Below are 12,407 nucleotides of genomic sequence, written 5' to 3'. Positions count from 1 at the left end.
GTCCGGGCCCTGATGCTGCCGGTCAGCGCCTACGCTGACAGGGCCGTCCCAGCGGTCATCCCCCGTGCTGCTGGGGCGGCTTCAACGCGTTCGGCGTACACCCGGCAGGCCTTCCGCCCCGCCGGGGAAGCCCCGTCGACGGCGAGTGCGGCGCACGCCTCCAGGGCCGCCCGGTGGACACCGAGCGGTGCGGCCACCCGCAGCGAGTAGCCCTGACCCCGGCGGATGGTCCGGCCGCCGCTCAGCGCGTCCCGGAGCGCGACGTCGTCCGCGTTCCGCAGGTGCTCGACGAGCAGGCCGGGCACGTCGATGCTCACGACCGGGTCCGCGGCCGCGGGGGCCTCCGACTCCGGGCTCTCCTCTCCGTCCAGCTCCCCCAGCAGCTCCCCGAGGTCGGCGGGCACCTCGCGCGCTCCCACCGAGTCCAGTGCACGGCGGATCGTCTTGGGGTCGACGCCGTGCTGCCGGGCCAGCGCCTTCACCGCCGTCCCCTCCTTCTTGTAGGCCTTCACCACGGCGGCCGCCGTGCCCTCGTCGAACGCGGCCGGGCGACCGAGCACCTTGCCGGAGGCCTCGGCGCTTGCGACGCCCTCCTTGGTGTTCTCCGAGATCAGGTCCCGCTGGAACTCCAGCACCGCGGCGAGCACCTGGATCATCATCTTGGTGCCGGAGTCGTCGGCCGCGAGGTCAATGCCGGAGAGCAGGCCCGACTCCACGCGCAGGTGCAGTCCTCGGCGGATGAGGACGGGCCGCAGGGCGAGGACGTCGGCGACGGAGCGGAACAGGCGGGCGGCGTCGGCGATCCGGATCGTGTCGCCCACGGCGGCCTCTTCGAGCAGCTGCTTGAAGCCGGGCCGCTCCAGGGACAGGACCCGGGTGGACGTCGCCGGGTCCTCGTACACGGGGGCGCCGCCGTCGATGAGCTTGCCGAGCGCGTGGCGCTGACGGGCGTTGGTCTGCTTGTCCGTGCTGTGGCGCAGGTACAGCCGGTCAGTCACGGTCGTCAGCCTCGCCCTGGTGGTCGCGGTGCCACGCGCGTGCGATCAGGAGGGCCCGCCGGGCAGTGGTGGTCCCCCAGTTCGGCCGTTCGGTGGTGTCGTCCTGCGGCTGGAGTTCGACTCCGCCGTCCACCTCGTTGGCACCCTCCAGCATCCGGGCCTCTGAGGTCAGGAAGTCCGCGACCTCGGCGTGGAAGGCGCCGCCCGCCGCCCTGATGCCGTCGACGGCGGCCCGGATCTCGGCGACCTCCTTCCGTACGCGTGTGACTCGCTGGTCGTACCGGACCCGATCCGCGTCGGTGTAGGGGATCTCGTTGTCCTGCCAGTCGACCTGCTTGAGCAGCGCCATCGGATGCCTCTTCCATGTTGGTCGTGAACCGGCGCCAGAACGGCCCCGGTTGCTCTACGCGCCACCCTAGGGAGGCTAAAAGGGGAGGCGCAACTACGGAATGGAATCCATTGGACGGGGACCCGGTTTTCACCCGTTTGCGCGCCTTGCCGCATTGGATCGGCCAGGGGAGGCGAAAACGACCGTTTCCGCCTCCCCGTCGGATTGGAATCCCTCACCCCCTGCCGTTGTGTCGACCCAACGGCAACCCTGCCGGTGAGGCGTCCCGTTGCGCCGACACAACGAAGGCCGCCGGGGGAAGCCCGGCGGCCTTCGAGGGGAGAGGGGGCGGTCAGGATGCGGCGGCGGTCTCTTTGGTGGTCGCCACGGCGGGAGCGCCGATCTGCGCGAGGGCGACGCCGTAGGTGTCGGTCTGCCACCGCCAGGTGGTCCCCTCGTACGTGGCGCGCACCACCACAGGCTGCCCCTCGCCGGCGGCCCGGATGCGGGCCGCCTCCAGTGTCGAGATGAGTTCCAGGTGGAACTGGGCGGGCAGGGTCGGCCGCGGCGTCGCCCCGTTCACCACGCCGGAGAAGCGCGCCGTCGACGGTTCGGGGCCGCTGTCGACGAGCGGGACCCATCCGTCACGGTCCGGCGAGCCGGGGAGGTGTGCGATCAGCCGCGGGCGTGGTTTCCCAACGAGCCGAAGGTGGCGCAGATCGTCCGCGCGGAGCAGCCCGTACATCTCGTCGTCGGTCAGGTTCGTCGCCACCCACACTTCGGCCATGCTCGATCCCCCTCGTAAACGGTCGCCGGGCGGGCCCTCGTTCGGACCCGCCCGGCGGTGACTTGCTCTCAGCGCTCCGTGCTGGTCAGGTGGCGCGCGGGTCGGCGCATGCCAGCTTGACCCAGCCCTTCTTGGCGGTCTTGCCGTGGTGCCAAGTGCCGTACCAGTAGCTGATGTTGTCGTTCTTGTCGAGCCACGACTTGGTGATGTGGCCGTAGTCCTTGCCCTTTTCGTACACGTACATGACGTGCTTGCCCTTGCCGTTCGGCTGGGTGCGGACGTCGGCCTTCTTGCACGTGATCTGCTGGTTGAAGCTGTCGGCCGCCATGGCAGGTGCGGCCGTCGAAACGCCCACACCTGCGGTGAGGGCGAGACCCAGCGCGGTCGCGGCCGTGGTGCGGGCCAGGAGTGTCTTCATCGTTTCGTCCTCGTGCTGTTGCCCTGCGGATGCCGCTTCGGGACTCGGGTCCTACTTGTCGAACTCGTGCCAGGACCCGCACTGCGTGGGCTTGGTCTTGTACGCGCAGACCCGCATCTTGAAGCGCACCCCCGAGTAGAGAGTCGGGGTCTTCCAGGACCCGCCGTTGTTGGCGACCTTGTCCTTGACGTCGACGACGAAGTAACCGTGCTTGGCGGTGCGGACCTGGGTGATCGCGCTGTAGCCGTCCTTGCGGATGTCGTTCGCATAGACGCGGCCGGTCAGGGAGTTGTAGAACCCCTCGGCGCGCTTGTTCGGGGACGTCCACCAGCCGGAGCTGTTGGCGGAGGCGGGCGTGGCCGCCAGCCCCGTGACGAGAGCGACGCTCAGGGCCCCGATGACTGCGCCGGCGCGGGCGCGCGGGTTCATCGTCAGTGGCATGACTCGTCCTCCGGGATGCAGGTGTGGACATCCTCGGCGGCGGTGTGGACCAGGTCGTCCCTGAGCCAGCCGGTCTTGCCCTTGGCGTTGCCGGTGGTCATCTTGACCTTGGTCCAGCTGTAGCCGCCCTTGTAGGCGTAGTCCTTCTCCGAGCACTTGTTGCCCTTGTAGGCGACGCCCACGGCGGTCGAGCTGGTCGACGCCTTGGAGCGGAGGTTGGCCGCCTTCGCCGTGACGTAGCAGCCCTTCGCGGCCGCCTCGGCCGGGACCGCGAGGGCGAGGCCCGAACCTGCCAGGGCGATCGTCAGTGACAGGGCACCTATTGCTCTGCGTGCGCGCACGTATTTCCCCGTTCGATATTGCGGACGTTCCTCGGAATGGCTTTGCGTTTAGGAACGTGACTGAAGTCAATGGAACGCCCCGGGGGCCTGTCAACTTTTTACGCCTGCCGCAACAGAATGAGCCTTCGCGTGTTTTCGCGTCGCGCAAAACCGCAGCTATAGCGGCATGTCCCCGGCCCGTATTTACGCGTCGCGCAATAGGCCATTTCGCGTGACGCAATGACCGCCCAAAACGCCCGGTTTGATGGGGTGTAAATTTCGCCGGTTGTTTCGCGCCACGCATGTACGATGCAGAGGATGGTTGATCCCGCAACCAGGGAGGGGTGAGGGGGAACCGGGGGTTGGGGGCCGGGACTTGATGGTGCGACGCCACGGGACGCCCGGTCTGTTGGGGATAGCCGCTCAGCTCGCTCACAGAGAAAGCGGCGTGCACAACGAGGAATGTCACCTTGTTCACCGCAGCAAGCAGCGCAACCACAGGAGAACAGCCCGCAGATTCACGACGAGCGAGCGGTACCGCTCACGCCCGGCGAGTGAAAATTGTCGAGCGGGCATTCACGCTCCTCGACGGGCCATGGCACGGGCCCAGCGAAATCGCCGAAGCCACCGGTCTCAATGTCACGGTGGTGTACCGCATCCTTCAGTCCGGCATTCCGAGCCTGTACTTCGTGCAAGGCCCCGGGGGGAAATACCGGCTGGGCCCGGGCGCGGCCGCGATCGGCATGCAGGCGATGGCACACACGCCGGGCACCGAGGCCTCCCACCCGATCCTGGAGCACCTGAGCAAGGCCCTGGACGCCATGGCTCTGCTGTGGGTGTTCTCCCCCTTCGGCAACCCCCGCCGGGTGCTCGCCGACCACGCGCCTGGGCGCTACGACCTGGAGTCACTGGGGCTGAGCGCCAGCGAACTGGCGGCCATGGGCAGCTCGTTGCGCGTCGGGCCGTCCGGGCGGGTGATCGCGGCGCACCTGCCCGCGACGATGGTCGACGCGGTACTGGCCGGGGCCGTCCCCGCCGGCGCCGGGCCCGGGGCACTGAGTGAGAGGGAGTTCCGGACGTCACTGGAGGAGATCCGGGCGAACGGCTACGCGCTGGGGCGTGAGGAGGTCACCGGGTGGGGCGCGGTCGCCGCGCCGGTGCTGTGGGGGAACACCGTGTACGGCGCGATCAGCGTGCTCAAGCCGTCCTCGCTGCTGACGGACGACCCGAGGGCGGCCGCGCGGACGGTGGCGGCCGCCGACCGCTTCAGCCTGTTGGTGTCCGGCGGACGGATTCCGCTGGCCGGATGAACAGCGGGCCGCGGCCACCGAGATGGCGGCCGCGGCCCGGCTCGGCGCGAGGGCGCTCAGCCCTCCTCCATCCGCCACGCGCTGGGCACGAGCCCCGGCATCCGGTGGATGACCTCGTGTTCACGCTTGGTGCACCCGGCGAAGGGACCGTTGGGGCCGCGCAACTCCCGGATGCACGGGTCCAGATGGTCCCGGTGCCACGTGCTGGGTCCGGTGTAGCCGCAGCTGGCGGGGTCGGTGAGTTCCTGCCACGCGAGCCACAGCGCGTGCAGCCGGGCGACGGCGGGCGTGTGCTCGAACCAGAGGTGACACCACCGCGCCTCGGAGGCGGCCTCCCCCAGGTAGCCGGGCACGAGGACGCCCTCAACCCACTCGATGAGGGCGCGCAACTCGTCGTCGTACGCGGGCGAGTCCAGCAGCAGGATCAGCGGCGGGTACTGCTCGCCCTCGTCTTCCTCGTCCTCGTCGGCACCTTCCTCGCCGGCCGACTCCTCGTCCTCGGCAGAGGCCTCGCCCGGCTCCCCTCCCCCGCCCCCGGTGAGGGCTTCGAGCTGGGCAGTCAGCCGGGCGACGGCGGCCTTCAGGTCCTCGACGTCCTCGAACATCGTGACCGGCACGTCCAGCTGTGCCGACGGGTCGTCCTCGCCGCGCTCATCGGCCACTGCGGGTCGCCTTCCGCGCCTCGTACGCACCCACGGCCCGCTTGGTGATGGCAGCCTCCTCGTCGCGCATCTGCGGGCCGATGTGCGCCATCGCCTTCTCCGCGTACCAGGGGCGCAGGCTGATCTGTGCGACCGGCATGCCGGTGGACAGAAGCAGGGCGGTCCCCTTGGACATCGCCCGGATTCGGGAGGGGTCCATCACCTCTTCACGCTGCTCGGACCAGCTGCGGCTGCCGCCGTCCTTGCTCTTGGAGTACGAGCCGCGCTCGACCCAGTGCGGCCCGATCAGGTTGCTGATGTCCTGGGCGAACTTCGCGTCGTCGATACCGACACCGATGATCTTCTTGGTGCCCGCGCTCCACATGGCATCCATGCCGACCTCGCCCCACGCGGCGACGCCCTGGCGGTAACTCTGGAGGATCACGAACGGGGTGATGCCCCGGCTCCCGAGGTGGGAGTACAGGTCAGGGAGATCCTTGATCCGGCAGATGTTCGCCGCCTCGTCCAACACGGCCCGCATCGGCTCCGGCAGACGGCCCCCGTAGCGTTCCCCGGCCTCGGAGGCCGCAGTGAACACCGCATCGGCGAGCGCGGCGATGACCGCGGAGGAGGGGCCACCCTTCTTGGACAGCAGGTAGAGGGTGTCCGTGCTGAGCGCGAAGGCCTCGGGGTCGAAACGCGGGTAACGCTTGTCGGGCGTGACCCACGCGAGCACTCTTTCGTCACGCAGCGCGCTGACGGCCGTCCGGGCGTTTTGGAAGATGCCGCTCTGCGTCTCCTCAGCGATGGAGATAGAGGAGTCCACCTGTTCGGCGAGCACCGGCTCGTGCGTGTAGAGGATGTTGAGCGGGGCCTTCTCCTTCGGGTCGCTCAACCACTTCATGACGTCGCGGACGGTGCCGCCGTCGTGGTACGCGGCCCGGAACAGTCCCACGAGCAGGTCACCGGCGGCCTGACTCCAGAACGGGTCGGCCTGCTCACTGGTGATCTGGTTGACGAAGTGCGAGGACAGGCGCTCGGCGCCCTCCAGCGTCTCCGCCTGAGCGATCATGTCCCACCACATCTGCCGTTCGACCTGGGCGACGCCCTGGGTGTCGAGCACCCACGTCTGCCCGACCTTCGAGCGGCTGCCGACGGTGGCGGCGTATACGTCGGCCTTATTGCTCGTCATCAGCAGGGCGCCGGGGGCCTCCTCCGCAACGGGGATGGCCAGCGCCGTGGACTTACCGGCTCTCGGCGCCATGATGGCGATGTAGGTGTCCTCGTCGCTGCCGCGCAGCTCGACGCCGGAGGGCATGTGGTCCCCGAGCAGTACGCCCCGGTCGCGCGGCGGGACCTTCGCCGGCTTGGTGCCCTTGAGTGAGGACCGGAGCCTGAGCGCAGTACGAGCCGCGGCCTTCGGTGTCAGCTCGCGCACCTGGTGCAGGGTCGCGAGGCTGTTTGGGTTCCGGAACCAGCGGAAGGCCCAGCGCAGACCCCACACGAGGAACACGACGACGGCCAGGTCCGCCACGGTGGCGCCGATGGCAGAGGCGGTCTGCGCGTGCGGCCACACCGTCGACCACTCGGTGGCCATCTGGTAGACGGTGAGCGGGGAGGCGGGCGCCACGTCCTCGCCGGTCACCAGCGCACCGGCGGCCGCACCGGCCCACGTCGCGGCGGCCAGCGTCACCACTCCGCCGGCCAGAATCCCTCCGCCCGCCCATGCCCGGTCGTTCTCCGTCATCATCGGCTGTCGCCCCCCACGCTCGTCGTCATCCGGCGCCGGTTGGTGTCCGTGCGGTAGAGCCGCAATTCGGTCTGCGTCAGCTCCAGCGAGGCCGCGATACCGGGCCGGGTGCCAATCTTGATCAGGTACTTGCCACGGCCGGGGTGCCGCGCGCCCTCGTCCTCCAGGGCCACGTTGCTGCCGTCGGCGTCGTCGAAGGTCGGGTCGATGTCGAGCCCGGTCGACGTCGCCGACGACCACGAGCCGATCATCATGCGCTCCTGCTCGGTGAGGGACCGCTTGCCGGTGACCCGGGTCAGCTCCTCCTCGGAGGACGCGCCGATCACCCAGGTGTCGCACCGGTCCATCAGGCCCCTGGCCTTGGCCCGGTCTTGCTCGGTCGGCAGGGCCTCGACGTCCAGCAACGAGTGCGTGACGTAGATCGTCACGTCGTTCGTGGTCCGGTTCAGGCGGCTGATGGCGTCCATCGCGTCCACCAGGCCGGGGCCGGACCGCAGTGCGCGCCACATCTCGTCCATCGGCAGCACGAGGGAGCGGTCCATCAGGCCGATGCTGCGGGCGGAGTCGATCGCGGAGTAGGTGTACGCCCACGTCGCGATCATCCCGGCGGAGACGACATCGTTGCCGCGGGCCCGCAGGGCGGAGATGTCCACGGACACGGCGGGCGCCGAGATGTCCAAGGGGGTCGTCGTCGGGCCATCGAACAAGCCCTTCAAGGGCCCGCCGATCAAGTTGTCCAGCCCGGCGATGACCGACCGCGTCAGGTCCCGGTACCGCTCCCCCTCGGCGGCCAACTTGGTGCGCAGCTCCTCGGGGGCCGCGCGCAGGGCCAGGACGACGTCGGCGACCACGGGGTCGCTGCCGGACTCCTGTGCGGCGGAAGCGACCTGCACCGCGGTGTCGAGCGCGCTGCGTTCGATCTCGTTCGGGGACCGGCCCAACCCGTGCTTCGTGGACAGCAGGGCGACCAGGGTCTCCAGCCGCCTCCCGTTGAGGACGTCCAGCAGGGACTCGCGCCGGTCGACGGGCAGTGTGTGCACGCGCCCCTTCAACGGGCCGGAGTCCAAGGGGTTCAGGCGCCCGATGCCGTCGCCGATCCGTACGACGGAGCCGCCCAGTTCGCGGATCAGGTCGCTGTACTCGCCCTTGACGTCGCCGGGGACACAGACCATGTGCCCGTATGCCGAGTAGACCAGGCACACGCGCTTGACCAGCGCGGACTTGCCCGCGCCCGGCTGCGACATCACCCACATGCCGGGGTTGGTGGTGAGCTTGCCGGTCCATCCGCTGGGGTCCACACACACCAACTCGCCGGTGAGCACGTCCCGCCCGACCGGCACGCCGCGCGGCGGCAGGCCCGACCCCAGAAGGAACGGGTAGATCCCGCCCGCCTGGCTGGTCGGGCCGGTGTAGACGGTGCCGGTGTCCTCGACCGGCGAGCGGCCGCCGAACCTTCCGCCCCATCCCAACCTCGGGGCGAAGCGGCCCTTCAGCTTCTTCTCGACCCTCCGCTCCTCGCGGGTCGGGGCCTGCTCAATCACCCTGACCACCCGCTTGGGCGTGGTCACCGGCACCTGCTTGGTCTTGCGTGCCATCGTCGTCAGCCCCCCTTCACTTCACGAGCGGCGAGTAGCCGATCGGCAGTCCAGCCGCGAACACGGCGGCCTGGGCGCCGAACGCGCTCCGCATCCGGATGCCTCGGGTCGCCTTGACCGCGCGGGCCAGCTCCTGGCGCGCGGCGGGCAGGTCGGCGGTGCGGCGGGCGGTGGCGGTGACCATGAGGGTCCAGTCGACCACCTGGGAGCCGCCGGCCACCTGTGCGGCGGCCTGCTCCGCTCGCTGGAGGTCGGCCTTCTGGCTGTACTTCGCCCGGCCCTTGACCTCGGCGGTCGCCCGCGCGCGGTCCGCGGCGTTGCTGATCTCCCGCTCCAGCACCGCCTCGCCCTCGTACGGGTCCAGGACGCGGTAGCTGAGCGTCAGGCGTCGCTGGTAGCGACCGGGGGCGAGCAGCGGCAGCAGTACGGAGTACGGCAGGGGACGGCGCGGCATCTCGCGCAGCACCCAACTGATGGACACCCCGCCGTCGTGCGCGTACTCCTCCCAGCCGTCGTCGGCGGCCTGCGGCCCGCACTCCGACCAGCTCAGCTCCTCGAACTCCTTGTCGCGGGCGTTGAACACGTCCGGGTCGTACGCGGACCTGACGATGCGTCGCAGGTCGACGTCCGTCGCCCGACGCTCGATGTCCGTACCGGTGCCCGACAGGTCGAGCGAGTCGACCACCCGCAGCGCCTCGGCGACCTGCTCCGCAAGGTCCACCGGTGCGTTGACGGTCGCGTTCGGGTCGACGGTGACGCTCATCCACGGCGCCACGCTCGCGGTGGCGTGCGGCGTCGTGCGGACCAGTTCGTCAATGATCTTCCTGGCGAGCTGCGGGGCGTTGGGGTCCTTGCGGACCGCGACGTCGTCACCGAGCGCCTCCCCCGCCCCCGGGGTGATCTGGATGGTGACGGACGCGCCCTTGACCTGCTCGTCGGTGGACATCGCGTCCAGCACGGACGACCAGGTGCGCAGGCTGCTCTGCACGGCCCCGGTGGGCGCCATGAGGCTGCCGCCCGGCGCGAGGAGGGTGGTGATGGTCATGTAGCCGGTCGCCCGGTCGTGGACCACACCGACGGGGCGGCCGCTGGTCGGGTCGTGGGCCTTGATCAGGGTGGAGCTGGCGCCGACGCCGGGCAGGTCCAGGGCGTACGGGTGCGGCAGCAGCAGACGCCGGTAGGAGGTGGCGTCGAACTTCGCCGCCCTCTTCCAGGCGACCTTGGCCCAGTAGTAGTTCAGCGCGGACATGCCGTGCCGCTTGGCGGCGGCCAGTCCGAAGACCGCGCCGGTCACCGGCAGGGTGACCAACAGGGACAGCGGGACCTGGGTGGCGATCAGGCCGTCCGCCGTCAGGATGGACGCTGCGAAGATCGTCGCGTTCCGCGACAGCCCGCCGAACCCGAAGGAACGGCGGGCCCGGAAACCCTGGACCATCAGCGTCTTGGGCACTTCGTGGGTGGTCACTGGTTCTCTCCGCCCATCGCTCCGCTCGCGCCCTGGACCGCGTCGTTGACGCCGTCCAGGACCTGAATGCCGACACCGACCGGACCGAGCGCGCCGGCGGCCGCGGTGCCGGTGGCGCCCGCCGTACCCGCTGCGCCCGCCGTGCCCGCCGTGCCCGCTCCAACTCCTGCACCTGCACCGGCCACTGCGGCGTCCGCTCCGGCGGCGCCTTCGGCTCCGGCCTGGCCGGGTACGCGGGTACCGGCCTCGTTCCGGGCGGCCTGCGCCTGGGCGTCGCCGCCCTGGCCGCCGTCCTCACCCGAACCGCCGCCACTGCCGCCGTTCTGGCTGCCCATGCTCTGCTCGACGTACCGGGCGTGCTCGACCGCGCTCGACGGGCTATCGCCGTCACCACCACCGCCGCCGTCGCCGTCGCCTCCGGCCTTCCCGGCGAAGTAGCCCGCGGCCGCGGTCAGGGCGCCCCCGGCGCCGCCCGCGCTCATGCCCGCGCCGACCGCCGCCCCGAACGGGGCGAAGATCTTCGTCAAAGGACCCGGGGCGATGACCGCGAGAACGAGCGTGGCACAGCCGCGCAGCCATTCCGGGAGGGTCTTGGCGTGGCCGAACTCGGCGAACCCCGTGCAGATGATCACGGCGACCGTCGGCTTGTACGCCACGATGACCATGCCGGAGGTGATGAGGCTGGGTGCCCACTTCCGGGTGGCTTCGCCGCCGGTCCGGCCGCCGCCGGCCACGGGGATCAGCAGGCAGATGATGGGGATGGCGCTCTGCCGAAGGAAGATCATCACCATCAGGATGAAACCGATCAGCAGCAGGACGCCGACGATGCACAGCAGGGTGATCGGGTTCGAGACCGCGGTGGGCAGCAGGACCGCGATGATCCGCTCGTAGGCCTGCCCGTCGTCCGCGAAGGTCGCGTTGACCAACCCGCTGCTCAGCGCATCCCCGAGCGTCAGCAGGAACGCGAACAGCGACACCCCGAGGGCGGACAGGAAGAGGTTCTCCACCCACCCCCGCATCGCCACCCCGACGTGCTGCGCCTTGCCGGTGACGGCCATCTTGGCAAGCTGCCAGATCACCCCGGCCGCGGCGATCACCAACCCGAGCCAAACGAGCATGCCCGCGAGCGTGGCCTTGCCGTCCCACAACCCGGTGCCCTTGAGGTCCACTGACGGCCCGAGCAGGGCAAACGTCAGCACCTTCTTGATGACCCACTTGGTGACGTCCTGGGCCGACCTGATCATGTCGCCCAACACGGAGTCCCAGACGTTCTTCCAGGCCTCCTTGATGGCCTTCTCGCCCGCGTCGCCGACCGCGTCGCACATGTCCGAGCCGGTCAGGCCACCGATGCCGGTCAGCTTGCCGCCGGTGTGCAGGATCGTCCCGAGCACCGGCCCGGTGCCGATCCGGCACGCCCCTTCTATCGTGTTGCCGATGATCCCGTCGGCCCGCGCGGGCTGCGGCGCCGAGACGACGGACACGCCGAGAACCGCGACCAGGGCGAGCAGGATCGCGGCGAACCGGCGCCCTACGACTCCCTGGCGGTTCACGACGCCTGCCTTATGGCCGTCCAGCCGGAGCTGTTGAAGTCCGCGTCGCCCGGCGCCACGATGTGCGGCTGGGCCTGGCCCTGGACGTCCGACTGCGCGCGAGCGGTGGCGTCACCTGTGAGCTTCCAGTCGCCGTCCTCCCACTGGGCGCCGGCCAGAGTGCGGGTGTAGCTGCCGCTCTCCTTCGCCGTCTCACCGTTCTTCTGGACCACCCGCGAGAGCAGCCATGCGCTGACCTCGGTGTCCGACTTCTTGATGATCTTGTAGCCCACCACGGTGCTGCGGACGTACGCGCCCGACGGCAGGGGCTGCCCGGCCGCCACGCCCATCTGCTTGGCCAGGGCCTTGTCGCTCTGCTGGCCGTTCAGCTCGATCTGCTCGGCGTTCTCCGAGGACTGGTCGGCCTTGCCGATGTACGAGCGGTAGATGCGCAGTTGCTCGTCCGTGTTGGTCTTGTCGCCCTCGATGTCGGTCGTGTTGGCCGCGAGCATCATCGCCACGGCGCCTTCGGCGGTCTTCGGAAAGCCGACCTGGCTGCCGTGGTCGTCGGTGCGCTTCCCCCGCGGAAGCGCCGCCCACGAGTTCGGCTCGGTCCAGTCGTCCGGCGGCGCGTACGTCGCGCTCGGACCCGGTGACGCGGACGCGGACGCGCTCGCCCCGCCCTTGCCCGCCGGGGTGTCCCCGCCGTCGTCGCCGCCGCTGAACACGGCGTAGCCGGTCAGGGCGAGCACGGCCGCGAGCACGCCGCCCGCCAACCACATGCCCTTCGTGTTGAACGTCCCCCTGGTGCGTCCCATGTCCCCC

Annotated in this window: 13 protein-coding genes; 1 reads left to right on the top strand and 12 read right to left on the bottom strand. The window is 70.3% G+C overall.

The features are described from left to right. Positions 1–29: 29 nt before the first annotated feature. The 6 genes from ACFWP5_RS13220 to ACFWP5_RS13195 form a co-directional block, all read right to left on the bottom strand. The gene (locus ACFWP5_RS13220) at positions 30–998 is read right to left on the bottom strand and encodes a recombinase family protein (protein WP_384154530.1); all 969 of its coding nucleotides are present in this window, start codon (positions 996–998) and stop codon (positions 30–32) included. After that, on the bottom strand, positions 991–1,347 hold the full coding sequence (locus ACFWP5_RS13215; protein ID WP_384154528.1) for a hypothetical protein: 357 nt from the start codon (positions 1,345–1,347) through the stop codon (positions 991–993). The genes ACFWP5_RS13220 and ACFWP5_RS13215 overlap by 8 nt, the downstream gene beginning before the upstream one ends. 331 nt (positions 1,348–1,678) lie before the next feature. Then, on the bottom strand, positions 1,679–2,113 hold the full coding sequence (locus ACFWP5_RS13210; protein WP_384154526.1) for a hypothetical protein: 435 nt from the start codon (positions 2,111–2,113) through the stop codon (positions 1,679–1,681). Between the two features lie 85 nt (positions 2,114–2,198). Further along, complete coding sequence (locus tag ACFWP5_RS13205; RefSeq protein ID WP_384154524.1) at positions 2,199–2,531, bottom strand: hypothetical protein; 333 nt, start codon at positions 2,529–2,531, stop codon at positions 2,199–2,201. Positions 2,532–2,582: 51 nt separating this feature from the next. Continuing rightward, on the bottom strand, positions 2,583–2,972 hold the full coding sequence (locus ACFWP5_RS13200; RefSeq protein WP_384154522.1) for a hypothetical protein: 390 nt from the start codon (positions 2,970–2,972) through the stop codon (positions 2,583–2,585). Then, positions 2,963–3,313: an SH3 domain-containing protein gene (locus ACFWP5_RS13195; protein ID WP_384154520.1), complete on the bottom strand. Its 351-nt coding sequence runs from the start codon at positions 3,311–3,313 to the stop codon at positions 2,963–2,965. The genes ACFWP5_RS13200 and ACFWP5_RS13195 overlap by 10 nt, the downstream gene beginning before the upstream one ends. A 533-nt stretch (positions 3,314–3,846) precedes the next feature. Here ACFWP5_RS13195 and ACFWP5_RS13190 point away from each other — a divergent pair. Next, positions 3,847–4,602, top strand: a complete 756-nt coding sequence (locus tag ACFWP5_RS13190; RefSeq protein WP_384154518.1) for an IclR family transcriptional regulator — start codon at positions 3,847–3,849, stop codon at positions 4,600–4,602. Positions 4,603–4,658: 56 nt separating this feature from the next. Here the strand turns inward: ACFWP5_RS13190 and ACFWP5_RS13185 are convergent, their stop codons facing one another. Genes ACFWP5_RS13185 through ACFWP5_RS13160 form a run of 6 tightly spaced genes read right to left on the bottom strand, consistent with a single transcriptional unit; the run spans position 4,659 to position 12,400 of the window. Then, the gene (locus ACFWP5_RS13185; RefSeq protein ID WP_384154516.1) at positions 4,659–5,264 is read right to left on the bottom strand and encodes a DUF4913 domain-containing protein; all 606 of its coding nucleotides are present in this window, start codon (positions 5,262–5,264) and stop codon (positions 4,659–4,661) included. After that, positions 5,254–6,993 (bottom strand): type IV secretory system conjugative DNA transfer family protein, encoded by a 1,740-nt coding sequence (locus tag ACFWP5_RS13180; protein WP_384154514.1) that lies wholly within the window; start codon positions 6,991–6,993, stop codon positions 5,254–5,256. The genes ACFWP5_RS13185 and ACFWP5_RS13180 overlap by 11 nt, the downstream gene beginning before the upstream one ends. Beyond that, on the bottom strand, positions 6,990–8,588 hold the full coding sequence (locus tag ACFWP5_RS13175) for an ATP-binding protein (RefSeq protein ID WP_384154512.1): 1,599 nt from the start codon (positions 8,586–8,588) through the stop codon (positions 6,990–6,992). The genes ACFWP5_RS13180 and ACFWP5_RS13175 overlap by 4 nt, the downstream gene beginning before the upstream one ends. A 16-nt stretch (positions 8,589–8,604) precedes the next feature. Then, a complete protein-coding gene (locus tag ACFWP5_RS13170) occupies positions 8,605–10,053 on the bottom strand; it encodes an SCO6880 family protein (protein ID WP_384154510.1) in 1,449 nt (482 codons plus the stop codon). After that, positions 10,050–11,603: a hypothetical protein gene (locus ACFWP5_RS13165; RefSeq protein ID WP_384154508.1), complete on the bottom strand. Its 1,554-nt coding sequence runs from the start codon at positions 11,601–11,603 to the stop codon at positions 10,050–10,052. The genes ACFWP5_RS13170 and ACFWP5_RS13165 overlap by 4 nt, the downstream gene beginning before the upstream one ends. Next, the gene (locus ACFWP5_RS13160) at positions 11,600–12,400 is read right to left on the bottom strand and encodes a hypothetical protein (RefSeq protein WP_384154506.1); all 801 of its coding nucleotides are present in this window, start codon (positions 12,398–12,400) and stop codon (positions 11,600–11,602) included. Before ACFWP5_RS13160 ends, ACFWP5_RS13165 begins: the two co-directional genes overlap by 4 nt. Between the last annotated feature and the right edge of the window lie 7 nt (positions 12,401–12,407).

This window comes from Streptomyces sp. NPDC058469 (assembly GCF_042721125.1).
Taxonomy (GTDB): domain Bacteria; phylum Actinomycetota; class Actinomycetes; order Streptomycetales; family Streptomycetaceae; genus Streptomyces.
Note: the sequence above shows the minus strand (reverse complement) of the source record. Positions and strands in the feature narration are given on the sequence as shown.